This window comes from Dendronalium phyllosphericum CENA369, from assembly GCF_016056275.1.
Lineage (GTDB): Bacteria > Cyanobacteriota > Cyanobacteriia > Cyanobacteriales > Nostocaceae > Dendronalium > Dendronalium phyllosphericum.
This window is the reverse complement of the sequence record NZ_JAECZA010000227.1, coordinates 1-22292: the sequence shown is the minus strand read 5'-3', so window position 1 is coordinate 22292 and position 22292 is coordinate 1. Positions and strand designations below refer to the sequence as shown.

Genomic DNA, 22292 nt, shown 5'->3' with positions numbered 1-22292 from the left:
AGTGGAGGTTTGTTCCGCTCAGAACTTTTCAATCCAAAAAAATATGAGGAAAGGGCAAAATCCACCCATCAAACTTACATTAACTAAATACGGCTACGCACAAATTTATCCAACCTATCTAAGCCTTTTTCAATTGTTCCCAAATCTGTGGCGTAGGAAAGGCGAATGTTGTCATCAGCACCAAAAGCAATTCCAGGAATGACTGCAACCTGATGTTCTTCTAACAGCGCATCGCAAAATTCTAAGGATTTCAGACCTGTTTTGCTGATGTCAGGAAACAGGTAAAATGCACCATCTGGTTTAGGACAACTTAATCCAGGAATGGCGTTGAGTTTGTCTAACATTACCTGTCGCCGTTTGGCGAAGGCTTGACGCATTTCTTCTACACAGTCTTGAGAACCTTCCAAAGCAGCGATCGCACCATATTGGGCAAAGGTACAAACGTTAGATGTACTATGCCCTTGAATGGAACTTGCTGCTTTAATAATCTCCACTGGCCCCGCTAAATAACCAATTCGCCACCCCGTCATTGAGTAAGCTTTAGCGAAACCGTTACTAATTAAGGTGCGGTCAAAAATTTCCTTTCCTAAAGAACCAATGCTAAGATGTTCTGCACCATCGTAGAGAATCTTTTCGTAAATCTCGTCGGAAACAACAAAGATATCTGCATCAACTATTACCTCAGCCAGTGCTTTGATTTCAGCTGGCGTGTAAACCATCCCTGTAGGGTTTGATGGGGAGTTGAGGATAAATAACTTTGTTTTCGGCGTGATTGCTTGACGCAGTTGTTCGGGAGTAATTTTATAACCCGTGGAAGCATCTGTGGGTACGATCTTCGATACGCCACCGACCAAAGTCACCATTTCCGGATAACTCAGCCAATAGGGAGCAGGGATAATAACTTCATCACCCGGATCGATTAACGCCACTACCAAGTTGTATAGCGAATGCTTACCGCCATTGGTGACGATAACATTCTCTGCTTTGTAATCAAGACCGTTATCAGTTTTAAGCTTGCGGGCGATCGCTTCCCTTAACTTTGGTTCTCCAGCGGCTGGGCCATACTTGGTTTTGCCTTCGTCCAAAGCTTTCGCTGCTGCGGCTTTGATATGCGCTGGAGTGTCGAAATCTGGTTCTCCAGCGCTAAAACTACAAACATCTATTCCTTCTGCCTTCAGTGCCTTAGCTTTAGCTGCGATCGCTAAAGTCAACGAAGGTGTTACCTGACTTACTCTTGCTGCCAGTTTCATTCTTACTTTCTTCGGCAAATCTCTCACTCATTTTAGGATATCCCAGAATCCTGACCGAGATTTGCTTTATTTTGCTAACCAAGACAATTAAGTTGAATTCAAGCCTTCAGTTATCCAAAATAATACTTGCTGCATCTGTAACATTTCTATATATATTTAGCCTTCTTAATCTTTTTTTCAGCTTGGACGCGAACAAAGAAGACAAGCTGTGCTTAATCTTAATATAACCAAAATTTATTTATTTATTAACCTATTAATCCTAGCCTTAAATGTGGAAGCTTCAATAAATAAATTACCTACGTCAAAGTTGTTGGCTATTAAAGTTTGCGTAGTGAGATTTTTTTATTTGCAAGTATTTGCTGTTTAGTAAAAGGTTAAATGCGTAACCTAACTTTTGGGTGTAGCTCTCTAAATTGTCATCATTTCAAAGGCAATTTATAGCTGTAACAGTTTTTACAAAAAACTTTGCTTATTCTAAACCGCATTTTGTCATTTTGTCAGGAGTACAGAATGGAAATTTTCGGAGAGTCATTAACCGCAAGCACCGGCTTTTTTCTGATTTTGGCGTTGGGTCTAGCACTTAGTTTTGAATTTGTTAACGGCTTTCATGATACCGCAAATGCAGTTGCCACTGTCATTTACACTAACACATTAAAGCCAACTGTCGCAGTCATCTGGTCGGGTACTTGGAACCTCATAGGTGTGCTGACATCAACTGGAGCCGTTGCTTTTGGTATCATCGCGTTACTGCCAGTTGAGTTGGTAATTAATGTGGGATCGGGTGCAGGTTTTGCAATGGTGTTCGCACTTCTGATTTCCGCCATCATTTGGAACTTAGGAACTTGGTATTTAGGTTTACCTGCGTCGAGCTCGCATACTTTGATTGGCTCAATCATGGGTGTAGGTTTAGCCAATTCATTGTTATCTGCGGGTCATGTCTTTGGTGAAGGCGTGAACTGGGCAAAAGCCCAAGAAGTGTTTACTTCTCTATTGATTTCACCAATTGTTGGTTTTACTTGCGCTGCACTGCTGCTATTGTTAGCAAAGGTGTTAATCAGACGACCAGAGTTATACCGTGCGCCGGAGTCGGGTAAAGCACCGCCTTTGTGGATACGTGCATTGTTAATTTTGACATGTACTGGTGTCAGCTTTGCCCACGGTTCTAATGACGGGCAAAAAGGTATGGGTCTAATTATGCTCATATTGGTTGGTATTCTTCCAGGTATATTCGCACTGAATATAAATACTAATGCACAAACCATTGCTCAGTTAGTGGCTACTTCGCGTTCGGTGATTCCAGTATTGGAGCGACAAGCACCTATAACCTCCTTAAGCGGACAAAATTCTGCTGACGAGCTTTCCAATTTCCTCAAACCAACTGGTAAAGCTAACGATAAAACCTTTGCTGCTCTGGCTTTCGAGACTAAAGAAATTGCAGACAGGTTGACTGGTAAGAAAAGTATCACCGAACTTGCCAAAGATGAACGTGGCTTATTACGAACCGACATGTATTTAGTTGCCGGCACAATTGGCAAGCTTGATAAGCAGAACAAATTCACCGATGCTAAACAAGAAGAGTTACTTTCTAGCTATAAAACTCAGTTGGAAAAAGTAACCAAATTTATTCCCAATTGGGTAAAATTTGCCGTTGCCAACGCATTAGGTTTTGGCACAATGATTGGTTGGAAACGCATTGTAGTTACAGTCGGTGAAAAGATTGGCAAAGATCACCTGACCTACGCTCAAGGTGCTTCAGCTGAATTAGTGGCTATGACAACTATTGGTGCAGCAGATTACTTTGGTTTACCTGTCAGCACTACTCACGTACTATCATCTGGTGTAGCGGGTACAATGGCGGCAAATCATTCTGGTTTGCAGATGGATACGCTCAGAAATCTTTTATTAGCGTGGGTGCTAACGCTGCCAGTTTGCGTGCTGCTTGGTTCTGCAACTTATGCTGCGGCACTATATATGGTATTGCAAGTTTTTGGTTTCAAGTAGGAGATTAATACTAGCGATCGCTTATCTTAACTTTGGTTCTTCAGCTATTGTATTTTAGTTGGTTTTGCCTTTGTCTCAAGGTTGCTGCTTTGATGTGCGCTGGAGTCTCAAAATCTGGTTGTTTCTCTAGGTTAAAACTACTTAAATGATGTGAGTTGCCAACCCACAACATGTAGGCGGCTCATATCATTACTGTTACTAGTAACTGTTTTACCGCTAGTGATTCCAGGCAAAAGAGCAATGGAAACAACAATCAGTGCAGAATCTATTAATCTTACAAGTTTCATAAAATTATCCTCAAATATTTTATCTGAAATCTAAATTAAACCTTTTATAAAATAAATGCAGCCTGAAAAAGACATCAATAGCATTCTCTTGCCTCAGATAATTCAAATGTCTCTGTATTATTTAGTCAGAAAAAGTCTGATTTTTGTGACAGCGAGTGGAAAAAACTCCTTTTTTCATTTTTGTGGAGTCTTTGGGCGATCGCTTGACTAAAAAAATAGCCAGCAGAGTCACATAAACAGTTAACTCAGCTGACCAATAAAATCAAATAAACGCTCAAATAAATCTGCTCTAATTCTGCACTAATGTGGAATTTTGAATTGATTACTCAAAATTACCTTGATCTGCTTATTTTATAATGCTTCACCAGATATTTTTAGCAGATTTATGATATTTTTCTAGTGTCTATTACTGTCCAAATCTCTAGGAATTGCTTCTTTTACTCTCCTAGCATTTTCGATGCGATCGCTAGTTTCTGGTTGATTTCTAATGACTTTTCTCTTCAGATGTTCTTTACTAGCGTAATAAGGCTTAAAATGCTCGTTTTGTGCTATTATACGGTTTCTGACAGAAAAATAAGGCTTAGTTGCCTCTACTTGACGTGGCTTTTCTGAAAAATAACCATTTGCTTGAACTGAAGGAGTAGGTAAGCTGATTATCCAGACTAAAGCAAACAGTAATACAATCCCAATTTGGCGACGAAATCGATCGAATATTCTTTGAATTTCTAACATAAGGAAAACATCCTCTGAATTCTCTAGCAACTGTCCGAATGCTAAAAAACTTTTATGGGGCTAACGTCTTCCTCTAGGTTGGGTTGCCTATATATAAAAAGTAAGGTGATAAGGGGGTAGGAGTTAGGAGTTATTAATTATTTCTCCTGTCCCCCCATCTTCCTATCTTGGTCTAAGCTATGGTTACATCGGGCGATAAATAAACATCCTGGATGGCATGAAATAACTTCACTCCTTCCTCAAACGGACGCTGGAATGTTTTCCGTCCAGAAATCAATCCCGTACCACCAGCTCGTTTGTTAATTACAGCGGTACGAACTGCTTCTGCAAAGTCATTCTTACCAGATGCGCCACCCGAATTAATCAGTCCTGCCCGTCCGTTGTAACAATTCAGCACTTGATAACGGGTCAAATCAATTGGATGGTCGGTTGTCAAGTCGGTGTAAACTCGCTCATTGGTTTTGCCGTAACTCTCACCAGTAGCTTTAGCAACAGCACTATAACCGTTATTAGTTTCAGGTAACTTTTGTTTGATGATGTCAGCTTCAATCGTCACACCTAAATGATTTGCCTGACCAGTCAGGTCGGCAGCAAGGTGATAATCTTTATCTTGTTTAAAAGCATTATTCCGCAGATAACACCAGAGAATAGTGGCCAAACCCAGTTCGTGGGCGCGTTTAAAAGCTTTGCTGATTTCTTGAATTTGCCTAGTAGATTGTTCTGAACCAAAGTATATTGTTGCACCTACCGCCGCTGCGCCCAAATTCCAAGCTTGTTCTGGATCGGCAAATAATACTTGGTCGAATTGATTGGGGAAAGTCAGCAATTCATTGTGGTTGAGTTTGACAATAAAGGGTATTTTGTGAGCGTATTTACGCGAAACGATGCCTAATACCCCTAAAGTGGTAGCTACAGCATTACAACCTGCTGCTATTGCCAATTTGACAATATTTTCTGGGTCGAAATAAATCGGATTAGGTGCAAAAGACGCACCTGCTGAATGTTCGATGCCTTGGTCTACTGGAAGAATAGACAAATAACCAGTATTTGCCAGACGACCTGTAGAATAGAGTTGCTGGAGATTACGCAGTACTTGGGGGTTGCGATCGCTACTTGTCCAAATGCGATCGACAAAATCTGGCCCTGGCAAATGCAGTAAATCTTTAGAAACTTTTGCTTTGTAGTTCAGCAGGTCTTCTGCCTCTTTACCGAGTACTGACTCGATGGAACTAGCTTCTTTGAGTGTTGTAGTCATAGCGTTTTCCCCAAATTCGAGAATATGACCTTGTTTTTACGATAGCACTCTTACTATTTTTACCCCACTTGTAAATACATTCATCACTATGTTTAATTTTGAATTAATATTATCTTTTGTGAAAAAAATGCGATTAAATTATGCTCGAATCCACAAAGATACAGAGAGATTCTAACGTTTATCTGGACTTTTCTTGTAAATAAATGAATATATAAAATATCAATCATTATGGAGAGAGATTGATATATGTGATTTTAGTGATAACAAGTACCTACAATTACGCAATACCGAACAATAAATTAAACCGCAAAAATAAAAAGACATTTAGGTTGCGTTAGAGGCTATGAGCTAATTGAAAGGTAATATAACAGTTTTGATCGCAATAAAAATGTACATTTATTAGTTATCCTAAATGAACTTATCGCCTTAGTTGATAGTAATGCGATAATCTGCTCGTTAAAAGGCAATGATGTATCACATTATGGCTGGGCAATTTGAAAGATTAAATGATTTAGATTCGTTCTGATATCAGCAATCGGTCGGGATTACTTAACACCACCAAATAAAGAATGGGCAAGCAGGGCTGCCTGAGTGCGATCGCGCAAGTTGAGGTGACTAAGAATATTTGTAACGTAGTTTTTAACAGTGTTTTCTGAAAGAAACAGCGATGCAGCAATCTCGCGGTTATTAGCTCCAGAGGCAATTAAATGCAAGACCTCTAACTCTCTAGCTGTGAGTTGCGCTAATTCTGGAGGAGGTTGAATAGACGGGGCGGATGCTGGGCTAGGTACGAGCGCTTTTTCAAACAGTCCGGGGCCAAGTTGAGTATGTCCCTTGTAGACGGCTCGAATTGCTAAAGCCAGTTCATCTGGTTCAGTGTCCTTAAGCAAATAGCCCTTAGCACCTAATCGCATCGCTTGCGAAACGTACTCATCATCATCAAACGTAGTCAGGACAAGAACTTTAGCGTCTGGATAATTTTGAGCGATCGCCTTTGTTGCAGCAACGCCGTCCATCACAGGCATCCGGATATCCATTAACACAATATCGGGTTTGAGTGCGGGAATCTGTTCGAGCGCCCGTTGTCCGTTCTCTGCCTCGCCAATAACTTGCATATCTAAATTGGACTCCAGCAGGCTCTTAATTCCCTGGCGAATCAGGAATTGATCTTCAACTAATAAAATCCTAATCATCGCAACAATTTTGATAGTGGTAATGAAACATCGATACGGCAACCTGTTTCAGGTTGACTGTGGATATGAAACTGACCGCCCAGCGCTAGCGCCCGTTCTCGCATTCCTTGGAGTCCAAAACCAGTTGTATTTTGAGTGGGGTTAAACCCTTTTCCATTATCCTCAATCGACAGATGAACCATTCCAGCCTGCTGTTGTAGTTGAATAGTTACAGCGATCGCCTCAGCATGTTTATAAATGTTTGTCAGCGATTCTTGCACAATCCGGTAAAGAGTTGTGTTAACTTCTGTAGGTAAAGAGAGTGGTAAATCAATTTTGTAAGTAGGTTGTATCCCTGTAGTTTGCTGGAAGTCCGTCAAAAGCTTTTCAATAGCTAATTCCAGAGATTTTCCCTGCAACGGGTTCGAGCGCAAAACAGAAACTGAACGCCGGATTTCTAGCAGTGCATCAGCTCCTAGTTGCTTTGCTTGTTTGAGGAAAGCCAAGGCTTTGTCTTGATTTGATTGCCAGAACAACAGAGTATTATTAATCTGAATGGTTTGGGCGGCGAGAGTGTGTCCGAGTCCATCGTGAATTTCGCGGGCAATGCGGTTGCGTTCTTGTAAAGTCGCCTGGTCTTCAATGCGTAGTGCATACTCTCGCAATTGCTGATGAGCAATTTCTAATTCTTGGTGGGCAATCTCCAGCTGTTCTCGACTCTGCCGTTCTACAAGCAGCGCATTAATCAACAATAAAGCGAATACCAACGTCAAGCTAAACAACAACAGATTACTCAATCGCCAATCCCAGACTATGACTGCATACTTCCCAGGCACAATCGGTTTTGATAAGAGGATTGTTCCATAGGAGAGTAGAGATAAACCTAAGACAGTTAATTGTCCCGATCGCTTAAATATCAAACAACTCCGCATTACTAGTACCAAACATAGTAGAAAAACGGAGCGAGTAGATAAGCCAGATTGAGTTGCAGGCAGCCAAATCAAACTGAATTCTAGAGTAGTATAAAGTAATTTTCCTCCTAGTTTGAGCGTGGGTAGTAAAAAGCCCATCAAACTAAAGGCAGCGATCGCAAAAACTCGCAGCAATAAAGACCAAGAGAGATGGAATGGCAATAAAACTTCCATGAATACTGCTGTAACTAACAGCAGCCACTCTAGGTAAAGTAACAGCCGAAACGATCGGTAGCTCAAGCGAAACATAGAACTGTTCCAACTCAATGGCTGGAGTGACGAAACCAGAGGTAGTTTCCCAATTTTAGAAGGGAACAAGTAGTCAAACAACACATCAGTCCTTTAGAAGTTGCAAAGCGTGAATCAGGGCTTAAGATCCGAATGGCACGCTCGATAAGCGCAAATCCTTAATATGGTTGGACGATCGAACTCTTCTTTCTATATAACGAATTTGTCTGAGATATAGTTAGAGCCGTTTTGACTGATTCACTATTTCTCAACTAGGACAAAAGTCACAATCAGCTTAGTACTTTTTTCCTAGTCAAGTTAGGAGCTTTAATCCATGTACAAATATATTCCAACTTTTAAAATTAGCTGATGTGAGCAAGATTGCAACTTTTCAAACACTCTCTAATTAAATACAACACCAAATGGAGCAGCAAATGTTAAAGAAACAAATAATTGCACCAACTTTTCTACTTGCAACTATCCTCATCGCCGGAATCACAGGTTGTACTGGTTCTAATTCTCCGAATGTGTCTCAAGGGGACAACTCTGGGACAAATGTTTCCGAAAACGCACCTACGACAAACAATTCTAAACCAGATAGACAAGAACGCGCTCAAAACCGCCAAGCAGTTCTTAAGCAAATTGAGACGGTTTTGACCCCAGATCAGACAAAACAATTAGAAGCGAAATTACAACAAGGTGAAAAAATGCGTCAAGCCTTGTCTAGCCTAAATCTCACTGCCGATCAAAAGACTAAAATTCAGGATATTTTGAAGACTGCTTATCCTCATCGTCAAAGACAATCCAAAAATAACTCTCAGTAATTATCTGGTTATTTAAATATAAGCTTGAAAAGGTTTGTAGTAGTTTTTAGCCTAGAACACCAATTCTAAATACTGAATAATGACAAAAAAATCGGTTTGTTTTAGTTAAACTCCTGAAAATCCGGTCTTTATCGCTATAGAAATTGGGTTTTCGGAATTAGTGAATCGGTGTTCTAGTTTTTGTAAATCTATCCTTATTCTGTTGAAGTATGTTAAAGCAAAAGTTACTTACCACAATAGAAATTGTCGTTACAGCAGCAATTCTCACAGGAACTAGTCTTTATGCTTCAAAAAGCTTAGGTCAATCCCAAAATAACCCCGAAAAACTTGTAGATGAGGTGTGGCAAATCCTAGATCGAAATTATGTAGATGGCAGCTTTAACAATCAGGATTGGAAAGCAGTTCGACAGCAGTATCTTAGTCGCTCCTACAGCTCGCAACAACAAGCTTATACGGCGATTAAAGAAATGGTTGCGAAATTAGGCGATCGCTACACTGAATTCTTCGATCCCCAGGAATTTAAGGAATTAGATAACGATCTTGCTGGCAAACTCAGTGGTGTCGGTCTGGAACTAGCGGAGAATGAGAAAACCAAAGCGTTAACCGTTGTTGCCCCCATTGAAGGAACGCCTGCTTTTAAAGCGGGTATTTTGCCAGAAGATGTGATTGTTAAAATTGATGGTCAGCTGACTCAAGGAATGAACATCAACGATGCTGTCAAGCGAATTCAGGGTTCGGTTGGAACTAAAGTTACACTCACAATTCAACGAGGTAATCAATCGCAAAATTACAATCTAACCCGCGCTAACATCGCTTTATATCCTGTGGCTTATCACACACAAACGACAGTAACTGGCAAAATTGGTTATATTCGTTTGCCAGAATTTACTGATACTTCTCCTACCCAGATGCGTCGGGCAATTCAAGCATTAGAAAAACAGCAGGTACAGGGCTATGTTTTGGATCTCCGCTCTGACCCAGGCGGACTGCTGAATGCGAGTTTGCAAATTGCGAGTATGTGGTTGAAGCAAGGGGCGATCGTGTCTTTGGTAAATCGGGATAAAGTTAAAGAAAGCTACAATGCAACGGGACATCCTCTAACCGATAAACCCTTAGTAATACTAGTTGATGGAGGATCTGCCAGCGCTAGCGAAATTTTGGCGGGAGCGTTGCAAGATGATAATCGCGCCACGTTAGTAGGAACCAAGACCTTTGGTAAAGGTTTAGTTCAATCTGTAGAACCATTAGAAGATGGTTCGGCATTGAAACTTACTATTGCGAAATACTACACCCCAAAAGGTCGAGATATCAATCATATTGGCATTGCACCAGATATTACGGTGCAATTAACCGAGGCGCAGCAAAAGGCATTGGTGCAAAACCGAACTTTGGGAACGTTAGCCGATCCTCAATATGCTAGTGCCGTTGCTGACCTGAGTAAATTGATTCAGGTAGGGATAAATCATGTAAATTCCCAGTCTGGAAAATAAGCATACCAATACTGAATAGCACCCAGTTGAGATGAAACCCTGACTAGAACTGGGTGTAGGGAAAACTATAACAATTAGATATCTGGTGAAATGATGTCAGGGCGAACAACCGTACCCTGCGGGTTCCGCTTTAGCGGTACGCCCCTACTAAGGATTTCGGGCAACGCAGAATTAATTATCACTCCTATGTCTATTGCATAGCAGTAGTTTTGCTAATACAGCATATTTCTAGTAGATGAGGTACAAGTTGACTGGTTTTGAGGCAGGAGGCAGGAGGGAGAAGAAAAATTTTTATCTTTAATTCTCTAGTTGTGTACCTCATTTAGTTGCAAACTGCTGTATTTACTATCGTCAACAAGTCAGGAACCGTATGTTTCAATCATGTCAATCCGCAGCAAAGCCCAAACACATCAAATTTGCGAACCCGTTCAAGGTCTCCAAGTCTTGGTTCGACTTAGTACTATTCCTTTAGTACGGAAAGTAATAATGGCGCTTACCCGGCATCAGCTAGGGATTGTAGGATGTGTATTTGTTGTAACTTTGGCTTTTGCCATACGGGGAAATGCTCCCTGGGTAACGGTACATAAAGATGTGGCGATAGAATTCTTTTCTGCTGTCTCTCAATCTCTGGCTGCTTTATTAGGCGTGTTAATCGTTTTTTTAACTTTTACTAGCCAGTTGATAGCTCAAAGACGATATGAAGACTATTATGCGCTTCAAATTCAGATTGACCAACTAATTCGTCTGACTCAATCTCTTCCTTCGGAATTAAATAATTTCGAGGAAACTCTGATATTAGCGATTAACTATTTAGTTCCTTTGCAGTTGAAAGATTTTCCAATTTGCGAATCTAATTTTGAAGCGCTTTCCTTAGATAGGATGCTAGAAAATTTCAAGAATAAATCTTCTCAAATCCAGCAACAATATTCCTTGAGTACACATTTGCACCTACAACAGATTTTACTTGTCATTAATAACATGGAAGAAATCCTGGAAAGGTTTTCCAGACTTGACAATCGGATTTTGGAGGTGAGCCGTTTCATTTTGGCGATCGCTAAGTTATCTTTTCTGTTGGGAGTTTCGCTTTTGTGCTTGCTGTTATTTGGCATTGTCGATTTGCAAAGGAAGTTTCCCGATCTTAGCCTACCTGTAATTTTTTCCCTAGCAATCTGGGTACTGATTGCGTTGATGGAACTAGTACTTGATACTTGGTTTCTTTACAAAAACATCTATGGTTATTCTAGTCACTACCTGCGCTTTTTCTCTAATCCCAAACACGCTACAAAATAGAGTAGTTAAAATCTTTATGACCAAGCCCCGTTGGGGTGGGGTGTGGCTACGGTGTACTTTAATTTGGTAGTGGCATGTCTAGACATGCCAGTAGGGTGCGTTATGGACGGAACGTCCTAACGCACCGGAAATCTACACCCCTAATTGTTGACCATTTGATGTCATTAATTAAATTTCTCTCACTTAAACATTACTTAGCAAAAATATCTCGAAGCATCGTTGTTGCCTGGACGATCGCAGCTCGTGTTGCAGGTGTATCAGCGATCGCATTTAACATGACGAAATCATGAATTGTGCCAAGGTAACGCGTTGCTGTAACTGTAACGCCTGCCGCCATCAGCTTGTGAGCGTATGCCTCGCCTTCGTCGCGCAATACGTCAAACTCATCTGTGATAATTAGTGCAGGTGGCAAACCTTGCAGCTGCTCGATTGATGCTTGCAGTGGTGCAGCTGTTGGTTGCGTTCTTACGGATTCATCTGGCGCGTATTGGTTCCAGAACCATTTCATCGCTTCTCGTGTCAGCCAGATACCTCCTGCAAATTGCCTATAAGACTCAGTATCAAAATTTGCATCTGTGACTGGATAAAACAGTACTTGAAAGGCGATCGCCGGGGTTTGTCGTTCCTTGGCTAGCAGGGTTACTGCTGCCGCTAGGTTCCCACCTACACTATCTCCCACAACCGCAAGCCGCGAACTATCGACATTGATGGCAGTGCTGTTTTCAGCCACCCACTTGGTAGCTGTATACCCTTGCTCAATCGCTACTGGATAATGCGCTTCTGGCGAAGGTGTATAGTTGACAAAAACAACTGCTGCCTCTGCACCGTTGGCAATTTCCCGAATCAGGCGATCGTGCGTATCCTTGTCGCCCAGCACCCAGCCGCCACCGTGGAAATACACCACAACAGGAAGCGTATTTGTGTTTCCTTGAGGGCGAACAATGCGGATTGAAATCTCATCATTTGAATTACCGGGAATTACGTGGTCTTCAATATCTACAGGCAGCTTATCCACCTCTACACCCGCTTGTGCGCCACGCAGCACATTTCGAGCATCTTCAGGGGACAATGTATAAATTGGCGGGTCTCCCTGAACCGCAAGGGCTTGCAGAAAGTTCTGGGTATTTTGCTCAATGCCCGAAGATGAACTCATAATTATCTCCTGATACTTAGTGAATTGTCGCAAAGAATGGCATGGCCTCAAACAATCTATCCTTAAGACTAATTAATTGATACAGTATCGAATGGTACGCTCGTTAAGCGTAAACCCTTGATATAACTGGATGAGCGGGTGTTGGGTGTGGGTAATTAAGAAGATATTGAACTCTTTAAGCAACTAAAATTTAATTGTCTTAAACACTACATCCTACATCCTACCCCCAATACCCTGCCCTGACCAGGTTTCAAGTTTTCTTGGTGACATTCAATGCAGTATCTACGATCGCTTTTAATTCTTTTGAACCTTTCTCTGACTCATCCGGTCTAATAATTACAAGCCATGAAACGGATGCAGGAGAACGCCTCAGGTGTTAATTGTGCCAACCAAGGTTTCCCAGGATAGCCAATTCAACGGCAAATCAGAAAACGAAATTGATAATTACTTGGTACAGCGGTGTCTGCGGGGTGATACCCAAAGCTACAAGCAGCTTTACTATCGCCACGAGCAAAGGGTAAGGTCAATCCTCTATCAACTATGCCATCCATCCTGCCTTGATGATGTGGTGCAGGAGGTGTTTTTGCGAGCTTGGAAAGGATTGCCCAAGTTTCGCCAAACTGCAAAATTTTCCACTTGGCTTTACCGGATTACTTGGAATTTGGCAGCTGACGAACGACACGCAGCTATGCAGCGGCAAACTCAATTGCAGTCTCTAAGCGAAAAAACTCCGACTCAACAAGAAGCCCCAAATATCCTAAATTTGCACTATCAAGATTTAGTGCAACGGGGATTGGCAAATCTTAGCTTTGACCATCGCACGATACTAGTTTTACACGACCTAGAAGAAGTGCCCCAAAAAGAGGTTGCGGAAATTCTCGACATTCCCATAGGAACGGTAAAGTCTCGCCTATTCCATGCCCGTGCTGCTATGCGCCAATTTCTTCAGCAACAAGGAGTACAGCTATGACTAAGTTTTCTGATGATGACCGAGACTTAGTTGATTTTCTATGTCAACATCGCCCAAAAATTCCCCCGGCTTCCCCTGATTTGTCACAGCAAATTTTACAACAAGTAGAAAATTTACCAATTCAACCTTTACCTCACCGTTCGCGGCTTTGGCTAGTTACACCCGTTATAGCGGCTGGATTAATAGCTGCTTTATTCAGCTGGGTCTTAGTGCCTGCCAAACCGAGTGAGGCTGAACTTGCCACTCTGCAAACTTTTATTGAAAGTAATTGGCAAGGTACTGTTAGCGAATATCCAAAGAGCGATCTCTGGTATTTTACGGATTTAACTAGTGATTAATTTGTCTAGTATTTACGGGAGATAAATTCGATGTTGTTCAATCGTTTTGCGATCGCAGTCACTACAATCGTTGCTCTTGGTGGTAGTGCGATCGCTTTGACTAAACCAACTCTATCACACCAAGTCATTGCTCAAACCCCTACAAATTCCCTTCGTCAGCATCGCGCTCAATCAGGGGGATGGCTCAAGGAATTGAACCTGACACCACAGCAAATACAACAAATGAAGCAGATTCGCACTCAATCTAAAGAACAAATGACACAAAAAAGACAGGCAGTACGCCAAGGACAACAGGAATTACACGACCTGATAGCAGGAAGAGCTTCTACTCAACAGGTAAGGGAGAAATACAACCAAATCAAGGTCATAAAACAGCAACTCGCTGATGCTCAGTTTGAAAATACTCTTGCCATCCGCGAAATCTTAAATCCCGAACAACGGCAGAAATTTGCCGATCGCATGTACAAGAAACCCCCACAAAATCAACCGCCAAAGCAAAATTAACTCTATGACTGTAAAGCCGAAATATTTAGTGTTGCTGCTATTTATCTCACTTGGAGGAATTGCTCCGAGTCATGCAGCTAACGCACCTATTGACCCGAAAGTATTACATGCAATTAATCGCCTCAGTTTTGGGCCTCGTCCTGGCGATCTCCAAAGAGTGGAGTCGATGGGTGTAGAGCGTTATATCCAAGAACAACTCTCACCTAATTCGATCCCGGAATCGCCAAGCCTTAGCAATCAGCTTTCACAGTTAAAGACTTTGCAGTTGACTCCTGTAGAACTCCTTAACGAATACGGCAAAAATCTGCCTCCAGGACAAAAACCCACCCCAGAACAAAGGCAAGCTGCCCAAAAAAGAGCTAGACAAGTATTTGACGAGGCAGTGCAGGCACGTTTATTACAAGCAACAACAAGTCCGCGACAGTTACAAGAAGTGATGGTGGACTTTTGGTATAACCACTTCAACGTCTATGCAAATAAAGAACGCGATCGCCTGTTGGTGGGTGCTTACGAACAGCAAGCAATTAGACCTTACGCCCTCGGTCGCTTTCGCGATCTGTTGGGGGCAACGGCTCGTCATCCTGCCATGCTATTGTACTTGGATAATTGGCAAAATACGGCTCCTGGTAGTCCCGGTGCTCGCGGTAGATTTCAGGGTTTGAATGAGAACTATGCCCGTGAGTTAATGGAGTTACACACCCTTGGCGTAGATGGTGGTTATACTCAGCAAGATGTGATTGCCCTAGCGCGGATTTTCACTGGTTGGGGATTTAGTCGTCCCAACCAGCAAAATGATAGTTCGGGATTTTTCTTTGACCCGAAGCGCCATGATTTCAGCGATAAAGTTTTCTTAAAGCAGACAATTAAAGGCAGTGGTCTGGCTGAGGGAGAACAAGCTTTAGATATTTTGGCTCGCAGTCCCGCTACAGCACGTCATATAAGCTACAAATTAGCACAGTATTTTGTCAGTGATAACCCACCTAGCGCTTTAGTAGACTATCTGACAGAGCGCTTTCTATCCACTAATGGCGATATTCGGGCTGTCTTAAATACCCTGTTTTACAGCAAAGAGTTTTGGGACTCGAAAAACTTCAATGCCAAATTCAAAACGCCTTATGAATACGCTATCTCTGCGGTACGGGCAACGGGTAGCGAAGTGAAAAATACTAAACCCATTTTCAATATCTTACAACAATTAGGGATGCCTCTCTACGGCTACCAAACTCCAGAGGGTTATAAAAATACTCAACAAGCCTGGTTGAATCCAGAGGCAATGAATCGCCGTATCAGCTTTGCTACTGCGATCGCTTCTGGAAGTTTCCGCCTATCGCTAATCCCGATGAATCAAAACAAGAATGACCAAATTCGTCCCAGGCAATTTGTCGATGCTTTGCAACTAGCCAATACCCTGGGTAATTCTTTTTCTCCCCAAACCCAAAGTGCGATCGCATCCAGTCCCCCGCAACTTCAGTCCGCTTTAATCTTGGGCAGTCCCGAATTTATGCGGCGTTAAAATTCGTTTCAGTACAGCTAAGATTAACACTTCATAATTGGGCTTTTTCAAATATGAAACGACGTAATTTTTTAATTCAATCGGGAATGTTTTCAGCTACAGCCCTAGCAGCTATCGGTAGCAATGCTTGGATAGCTAGATCCTCTACTGCCAATAGCGACCCAAAACGCTTAATTGTCATCTTTTTGCGCGGGGCTGTAGATGGCTTAAACGTGGTAGTTCCTTATTCAGAGACAGCTTACTACCAAGCACGACCCAAAATTGCCATCCCCCAACCAGGAAAAGAGGGAGGAGTTTTAGATTTAGATGGTCGTTTTGGATTGCATCCAGCGTTGGCTGCTTTGATGCCCTTTTGGCAGCAAAAAAGTCTCGCATTTGTTCATGCCTCTGGTTCCTCTGACCCAACGCGATCGCACTTTGACGCTCAATTCTATATGGAAAGTGGTATCCCCGGTCTGAAACGAACTGGAGATGGTTGGATGAATCGGCTATTGGGCGTTCTTTCCGGACATACACCAATTCAAGCGGTGAGTGTCGGCCCAACTACACCTGCGATTTTGTCTGGGCGAATGCCTGTAGCTAATTTAGCATTGGGTAGAAATGGCGATCGCTTGCCATTGGATCGTCCCCAAATCAGAACCGCCTTTGACAAACTTTATAGTAGTAATGATGCCTTGAGTCAAACTTATCGTGAAGGCAAAATAGCACGTCAGGCTTTAATGAATGACCTAGACGCAGAAACGAAAATGGCGAATAATGGTGCGCCTTTACCCAATGGCTTTGCTAGAGATGCCCAACGCCTGGCACAATTGATGGTGAAAGACCCCAGAATTGAGCTAGGGTTCATGGCTTTGGGTGGTTGGGATACCCATGTTAATCAGGGTAGTAGTCAGGGACAGTTGGCACGAAACTTGCAAAAACTAGGTGATGGTTTAGCAGTTTTAGCCAAAACTCTAGGCGCTGTTTACCCAAACACAGTCATTCTGGTAATGTCCGAATTCGGTCGGACAGTGCAAGAAAATGGTAATGGTGGCACTGACCACGGACATGGAAATGTGATGTGGGTTTTGGGTGGTAAAGTTCGTGGTGGTAAAGTTTATGGTGAATGGCCTGGGCTAGGAACAACCCAACTCTATCAACAGCGAGACTTGGCAATCACTACTGATTTTCGAGATATTATTTCTAATGTATTGGAACGTCATCTGTATATGAATGATGCAAAACTCGATCGGGTTTTGCCAAGTTATACTCCGAGTCGAAAAGTGACTTTGATATAAATAGGACTTACGCAAAATTATGAAAAAACGAACCGCAAAGGGCGCAAAGGACACGAAGTTATAAGAGTTTCAGAGAGTTCTTGCGTCAGTCCTAATAAATATCGCAGCCTCAAACCCCAACTCTTTTAAAATTGGGCATAAAGTAGAAAATAGAAGCAAAAAAGCACAAAGGATGAAGAAATTTTTATAACTCAGTATTCTCAAAAAAATGTGTCCTATTGGTGTCCGTAATAGTCGCTCAACTCATGCCCTAGAAACAGGTTTGGCAAAGCTTTGGCTCATTTTAGTAGGTGTTAATCAATACCAAGATGAGCAAATACCTTGTTTGCGTTACTCTGCATTAGATTGTCAGAGTTTGGCAGAAGCATTAAACGCTGCTATTCAGGGATTTCCGCAAAAGGAAGTGAAAATTTATCACGATTTTGCCCAGTACCCGCCGCTGTTAGCAAATGTTCGCGCCAGCCTTCAAGAAATTGCAGCTGCTACTAAACCGATTGACACCGTTCTATTTTATTTTTCTGGACATGGGATGCTAGAGCGATCGCGTCAGGAGGTAGTATTGTGTCTCCAAGATACTCAAAAAGACAATTTAATAGATACTGGTCTTCCGTTGCAAGAATTATTGCAATTGTTAGAAAATTGTTCTGCCGGTCAGCAATTAGTGTGGCTGGATGCTTGTCATAGTGGCGATCTGACTTTGTTGGGTGCAAGAGGAGAATCAGATCCGTTACTCAACCCCACACAAGAATTAGTGGAAGTTCTGCGGCAACGTGCAGCCAAGAGAAAAGGATTTTATGCTTTATTATCTTGCGATCGCGGACAGCAATCTTGGGAATTTCCCCAACTCGGACATGGAGTATTCACTTACTACTTAATCCGGGGATTACTAGGAGAAGCTGCTGACTCTCAAGGCATCATTGAAGCCGACGGACTATATCGATATGTCTATCATCAAACACTTGCTTATATAGATAAAGCTAATCAGCAATTGCGGGTGATTAATCAGCTCAAAAAAGGTAGGGGAGAAAGTTCAATTCATTCCGAATATCCCTCACAAACACCCAAGCGCATTGTCGAAGGGGTAGGAGAAGTCATTTTGGGACTCAAACCAAACAACAAGGGAACTTCACGACATCCAAGACAAGCATTAATTGTAGAGGGACTGCCCAAGAGTAAAAGTACTTCGGCTTTGAGTAAGATACTAACTACGGCTGGTGGTTTTGAGGCAAATTATTGGACTGTGGGAGAAAAAACTCCTAGTTCCGATGTTCGTAAAGCGATTCAAAAGTGTTTGCTGTCTGAATCTTTTTCTGAGTCACCCAAAGACTCCACTAGCTTAGAAGAAACTGCAACTGTCTTTTTATACCTGCGAGGACACATTCAAGAGACCGAACAAGCAGAAGGAGTATTCGTACTTTCCGATAATATTGTACTTAATCGCTCCTGGTTAAAAAAACAGCTGCGTCGTTGCCGATCGCAACAAATAATTATCCTCGATTGTGTTGGGGTATCTGGTTGTGCCAGCCTGCGTGATTGGGTAGAAGAACTACAACTAGGAATAGACACCGGACAGTGTTTGATTGCTTGTATTACACCAAGTCACGAAAACGAACGCTTTGCTGCTTCTGTTCTAGAAACCCTCAGTAAAGCAATTGGCCCATCTGGATTAACCGCAGCAGCTTGGATTACACAATTACAAGTATTAGCATCCGCTGACATTGAATTATATTTTTGGTTATCTGGCTCTCAAGGTATTATTGAAGTTTTACCAGAAAATACTAACCATAAAAGTAATAATTTAGACCAAAACTCAGAAGAATCAGATGATTTGAGTTCAGCCGTAGGGGTAGATTACACCCAACTACGGGATTTACTCCAAGCTGGGAGATGGTTAGAAGCTAATGAAGAAACGACAACTCTCATGCTCAAGATAGTAGGTCGAGAACAAAAACGCTACCTTGATGCCGACAGTTTGGCAAACCTTCCCTGCATTGACTTACGTACTATCGATAGTCTCTGGGTCAAATATAGTCATGGACGCTTCGGTTTCAGCGTACAGCAGCGCATCTGGGAAAGTATTAAAGGTAATTCTGCTGCCGATCCTGTGCTGGGTTTGATGATTGGCAGTGCGAAGGTTGCTGCCGCTGAAACTTGTATTGATTTTGGCAATCGCGTTGGATGGCGTTTAAAAGACTCTTGGGTTGATTATAGTAACCTGATTTGGGATGAAAATGCACCTATAGGACATTTACCTTTTTTTGGTTTTTTTGAACAAGTTTGGCGAATCAAAGTATTAGGTGTTTGGGAATGGCATAGTGCGATCGCCACAGCTTCTTGGTGGCAATTATGCCTAAGCCTGTTTTCTCGCCTAGAAAGTTGTCAAATTGGCGATCGACAATAGATTGAAAGTGCTGAGTTAGTTGTCAGTTGTCGTAGAGACGCGATTAATCGCGTCTGTACAAGAGGCAGGAGGTAGGAGCAATTATTATTTCTTATCTCCCTCATCTCCCTCATCTCCCCCTGTTTCCTCCTTAAGACTGAGTATTGTTTCCTTTACAAAAAGACACAATTCGGTAGAATTAGTTAAAGCAATCTCTGCTCTTATTGAACAAAGGCATCAGCAAATCCATGCAGCTGAAACTCAGTTCTATTCAATTTCCCTTCGCACCCCTACTGCTAATCGCCCCATTTTTCCTGTGGGGTACAGCAATGGTGGCAATGAAAGGAGTAATTCCCAATACCACACCATTGTTTATGGCAGGTGTGCGTTTGCTGCCAGCTGGGGTATTAATTCTGATCGCAGCAGCATTTATGGATAGACCGCAGCCCAAAGGTTGGGCTGCATGGTTGTGGATTGCCTTATTTGCCTTGGTAGATGGCACTCTGTTTCAAGGTTTTCTGGCAGAGGGATTAGTCAGAACTAGTGCTGGGTTAGGGTCTGTGATGATTGACTCGCAACCTTTGGCTGTTGCTTTACTGTCGTTGTGGCTATTCCAGGAACGCATTGGTTTTTGGGGATGGCTGGGGCTAGGATTGGGAGTCACGGGCATTAGTTTAATTGGTTTGCCGGATGAGTGGATTTTCCATTTGTTTGACTCAGGCGTAAATGCCACAATCGGTAATTGGCAAAGTCTGTTTGCTAGTGGTGAGTGGTTAATGCTGTTAGCGGCCCTATCGATGGCAGTGGGAACAGTATTGATTCGGTTTGTAACTCGCCATACCGACCCAGTGACAGCTACAGGATGGCATATGATTTTGGGTGGATTGCCATTGTGGGGAATTTCAGCAGTTGTAGAATCTCAGCAGTGGCAGAATCTTGGAAGTTCTGATTGGGTGGCTTTAAGTTATGCCACAGTATTTGGTAGTGCGATCGCTTATGGGTTATTTTTCTATTTTGCCTCTAGTGGCAATCTCACCAGTCTCAGTTCCCTTACCTTCCTGACCCCTGTTTTTGCTTTGCTATTTGGCAATCTCTTCCTCTCAGAAGTCCTTAGTCCATTGCAATGGGCAGGAGTCGGTTTGACTTTAATCAGTATCTATCTCATCAACCAGCGCGATACCTTGGCAGCCCAAAAAAACATAGTGACTATCGAGGAAAAAACTACTACACAGCCACAACTTTCAGAAGCATCTGCTAAGAAGTTGAACCCCGTAACTCTATCAGTCAGAGAATCTGAGCCTGAAATCTAACAGACAAAGGTTAATCGCGTCTCTACAAGAGTCAGCTGATTTTTTTGTCACATCAAAACTTAACATTTGGACATCTTAAAGTTATTGTGGTATCCATGATTTCAAAAGCACGTTCGGGCTGCAACTTCCAATATGAGGCTATGTCATTCCTCAATCCTGATATTTACCTGTTTTACTTGCCTGGGTTTTTATCCAACTCGTGCAAGCACAACTACACCTAACCTAGCACCGACAGAACTTGCACAAGCTAGTTCTAAAGTAACTACTAAGCAAGCTGTTCTAAAACCCGGTAGTCAAGGGTCGGATGTGCGGCAACTGCAAACCCAATTAAAGAAGTTAGGATACTACAAGAGTTTAGTAAATGGATACTACAGCCCAAACACGCGAATCGCTGTAGCTAAATTTCAGAAAGCACAACGTTTAAAAAGAGTAGATGGTATAGCCGATTTGACGACTAGATGGAATCTGCAAGCAGCTTTGGCAGCAAAAACTCAATTGCTCCTCTCTGCTAGCGTTCCTTCTGTTACGCCAATGCCCAAATCAACTACCAAGCCCAAGCAAACCCACAGAGGTTTTATTTGGTGGTCGCTACTTGGCCTAGGAATTTTAGGAAGCCTTGGCGCAATCATTTTTTTAATCAGATGGTTTCGTCAATTAAAGCGATCGCAAAATTCCCAAACTTCAGAACTAAAAGCTTTGAGTCCAGTTAAAGAAGACTTAGTTAGACCGCCATTACCATTGGACACTACACCAAAACAGCAGGAAAACACTGGTGTGACTAGTCCCCATACAGCAACAGCATCAATCTCCACAGCAGTGCTACCACCAGAAAAAACTTCTCGTCTGCCTAAACTCAATGTGGTTGACGAATTGATGAAAGACTTACACAGTACAGAACCAAAGAAGCGGCGCAAAGCTATTTGGAATTTGGGTCACCAGGGAGACTCACGAGCAATTCAGCCATTAGTAGATTTGATGCTCGATGCAGATTCTCAAGAACGCAGCTTAATTTTGGCAGCTTTGGCAGAAATTAGCACCCGCACTCTCAAACCACTCAACCGTGCTTTAGCAATCTCCATGCAAGACGAAAGTCCGCAGGTGCGGCAAAACGCTATCCGCGACCTGACTCGCGTTTATGACATGATGAGCCAAATGAACCAGATGTTAAGCCACGCCCTCGAAGACTCTGATACTGAAGTGCAGTCAACAGCAAGGTATGCTCTGACTCAGATGAATAAATTACGTAGCTTATCGGCTCAACAAAGTCTACCAGAAAGTCTACCAGAAGATACCCATAGAGAGCAGGGGAGCAGAGGGGCAGAGGAGCAGGGGGAGTAGGGGGAGCAG

At 42.4% G+C, this 22292-nt stretch carries 19 protein-coding genes; 12 read left to right on the top strand and 7 right to left on the bottom strand.

Translation table 11 applies throughout. The annotated features are described in order from the left end of the window. Nucleotides 1-83: 83 nt before the first annotated feature. The gene (locus I8752_RS25110) at nt 84-1250 is read right to left on the bottom strand and encodes a pyridoxal phosphate-dependent aminotransferase (protein ID WP_214434956.1); all 1167 of its coding nucleotides are present in this window, start codon (nt 1248-1250) and stop codon (nt 84-86) included. Nucleotides 1251-1760: 510 nt separating this feature from the next. On the opposite strand from I8752_RS25110, the gene I8752_RS25105 reads away from it, so the two are divergent. Further along, nucleotides 1761-3251, top strand: coding sequence for an inorganic phosphate transporter (locus I8752_RS25105; RefSeq protein WP_214434955.1), 1491 nt, complete (start codon nt 1761-1763; stop codon nt 3249-3251). 137 nt (nt 3252-3388) lie between these two features. Here the strand turns inward: I8752_RS25105 and I8752_RS25100 are convergent, their stop codons facing one another. From I8752_RS25100 to I8752_RS25080, 5 genes are all read right to left on the bottom strand, one after another. Beyond that, nucleotides 3389-3538: a hypothetical protein gene (locus I8752_RS25100; protein WP_214434954.1), complete on the bottom strand. Its 150-nt coding sequence runs from the start codon at nt 3536-3538 to the stop codon at nt 3389-3391. Between the two features lie 396 nt (nt 3539-3934). Then, the gene (locus tag I8752_RS25095) at nt 3935-4270 is read right to left on the bottom strand and encodes a hypothetical protein (RefSeq protein ID WP_214434953.1); all 336 of its coding nucleotides are present in this window, start codon (nt 4268-4270) and stop codon (nt 3935-3937) included. A 172-nt stretch (nt 4271-4442) separates the two neighbouring features. Beyond that, nucleotides 4443-5525, bottom strand: a complete 1083-nt coding sequence (locus I8752_RS25090; protein ID WP_214434952.1) for a class I fructose-bisphosphate aldolase — start codon at nt 5523-5525, stop codon at nt 4443-4445. 545 nt (nt 5526-6070) lie between these two features. Beyond that, on the bottom strand, nt 6071-6718 hold the full coding sequence (locus I8752_RS25085) for a response regulator transcription factor (protein WP_214434951.1): 648 nt from the start codon (nt 6716-6718) through the stop codon (nt 6071-6073). Further along, on the bottom strand, nt 6715-7917 hold the full coding sequence (locus I8752_RS25080) for a sensor histidine kinase (RefSeq protein ID WP_225895897.1): 1203 nt from the start codon (nt 7915-7917) through the stop codon (nt 6715-6717). Before I8752_RS25080 ends, I8752_RS25085 begins: the two co-directional genes overlap by 4 nt. Before the next feature lie 413 nt (nt 7918-8330). Here I8752_RS25080 and I8752_RS25075 point away from each other — a divergent pair, with 413 nt between their 5' ends. The 3 genes from I8752_RS25075 to I8752_RS25065 all read left to right on the top strand — a co-directional run bounded on the left by I8752_RS25075 (nt 8331) and on the right by I8752_RS25065 (nt 11500). Next, nucleotides 8331-8720: a hypothetical protein gene (locus I8752_RS25075; RefSeq protein WP_214434950.1), complete on the top strand. Its 390-nt coding sequence runs from the start codon at nt 8331-8333 to the stop codon at nt 8718-8720. Between the two features lie 209 nt (nt 8721-8929). Beyond that, nucleotides 8930-10210, top strand: a complete 1281-nt coding sequence (locus I8752_RS25070) for a S41 family peptidase (RefSeq protein ID WP_214434949.1) — start codon at nt 8930-8932, stop codon at nt 10208-10210. Nucleotides 10211-10591: 381 nt separating this feature from the next. Further along, nucleotides 10592-11500: a hypothetical protein gene (locus tag I8752_RS25065; protein ID WP_214434948.1), complete on the top strand. Its 909-nt coding sequence runs from the start codon at nt 10592-10594 to the stop codon at nt 11498-11500. Between the two features lie 190 nt (nt 11501-11690). Here I8752_RS25065 and I8752_RS25060 read toward each other — a convergent pair whose 3' ends face one another. Beyond that, a complete protein-coding gene (locus I8752_RS25060; RefSeq protein ID WP_214434947.1) occupies nt 11691-12653 on the bottom strand; it encodes an alpha/beta hydrolase in 963 nt (320 codons plus the stop codon). Nucleotides 12654-13035: 382 nt separating this feature from the next. Here I8752_RS25060 and I8752_RS25055 point away from each other — a divergent pair, with 382 nt between their 5' ends. From I8752_RS25055 to I8752_RS25020, 8 genes are all read left to right on the top strand, one after another. After that, nucleotides 13036-13623, top strand: coding sequence for a sigma-70 family RNA polymerase sigma factor (locus tag I8752_RS25055; protein WP_318780892.1), 588 nt, complete (start codon nt 13036-13038; stop codon nt 13621-13623). Further along, nucleotides 13620-13961 carry a hypothetical protein gene (locus I8752_RS25050; protein WP_214434945.1) on the top strand — a complete coding sequence of 114 codons (342 nt, stop codon included), beginning with the start codon at nt 13620-13622 and terminating at the stop codon, nt 13959-13961. The genes I8752_RS25055 and I8752_RS25050 overlap by 4 nt, the downstream gene beginning before the upstream one ends. Nucleotides 13962-13991: 30 nt before the next feature. Further along, nucleotides 13992-14465 carry a Spy/CpxP family protein refolding chaperone gene (locus tag I8752_RS25045; RefSeq protein WP_214434944.1) on the top strand — a complete coding sequence of 158 codons (474 nt, stop codon included), beginning with the start codon at nt 13992-13994 and terminating at the stop codon, nt 14463-14465. Nucleotides 14466-14469: 4 nt separating this feature from the next. Then, complete coding sequence (locus tag I8752_RS25040; RefSeq protein WP_214434943.1) at nt 14470-15978, top strand: DUF1800 domain-containing protein; 1509 nt, start codon at nt 14470-14472, stop codon at nt 15976-15978. Between the two features lie 53 nt (nt 15979-16031). Then, on the top strand, nt 16032-17255 hold the full coding sequence (locus I8752_RS25035) for a DUF1501 domain-containing protein (RefSeq protein WP_214434942.1): 1224 nt from the start codon (nt 16032-16034) through the stop codon (nt 17253-17255). 208 nt (nt 17256-17463) lie between these two features. Then, the gene (locus tag I8752_RS25030; RefSeq protein WP_225895896.1) at nt 17464-19656 is read left to right on the top strand and encodes a GUN4 domain-containing protein; all 2193 of its coding nucleotides are present in this window, start codon (nt 17464-17466) and stop codon (nt 19654-19656) included. A 227-nt stretch (nt 19657-19883) separates the two neighbouring features. After that, complete coding sequence (locus tag I8752_RS25025; protein WP_214434941.1) at nt 19884-20945, top strand: DMT family transporter; 1062 nt, start codon at nt 19884-19886, stop codon at nt 20943-20945. Between the two features lie 132 nt (nt 20946-21077). Further along, complete coding sequence (locus I8752_RS25020) at nt 21078-22283, top strand: peptidoglycan-binding protein (protein ID WP_214434940.1); 1206 nt, start codon at nt 21078-21080, stop codon at nt 22281-22283. Nucleotides 22284-22292 lie beyond the last annotated feature (9 nt).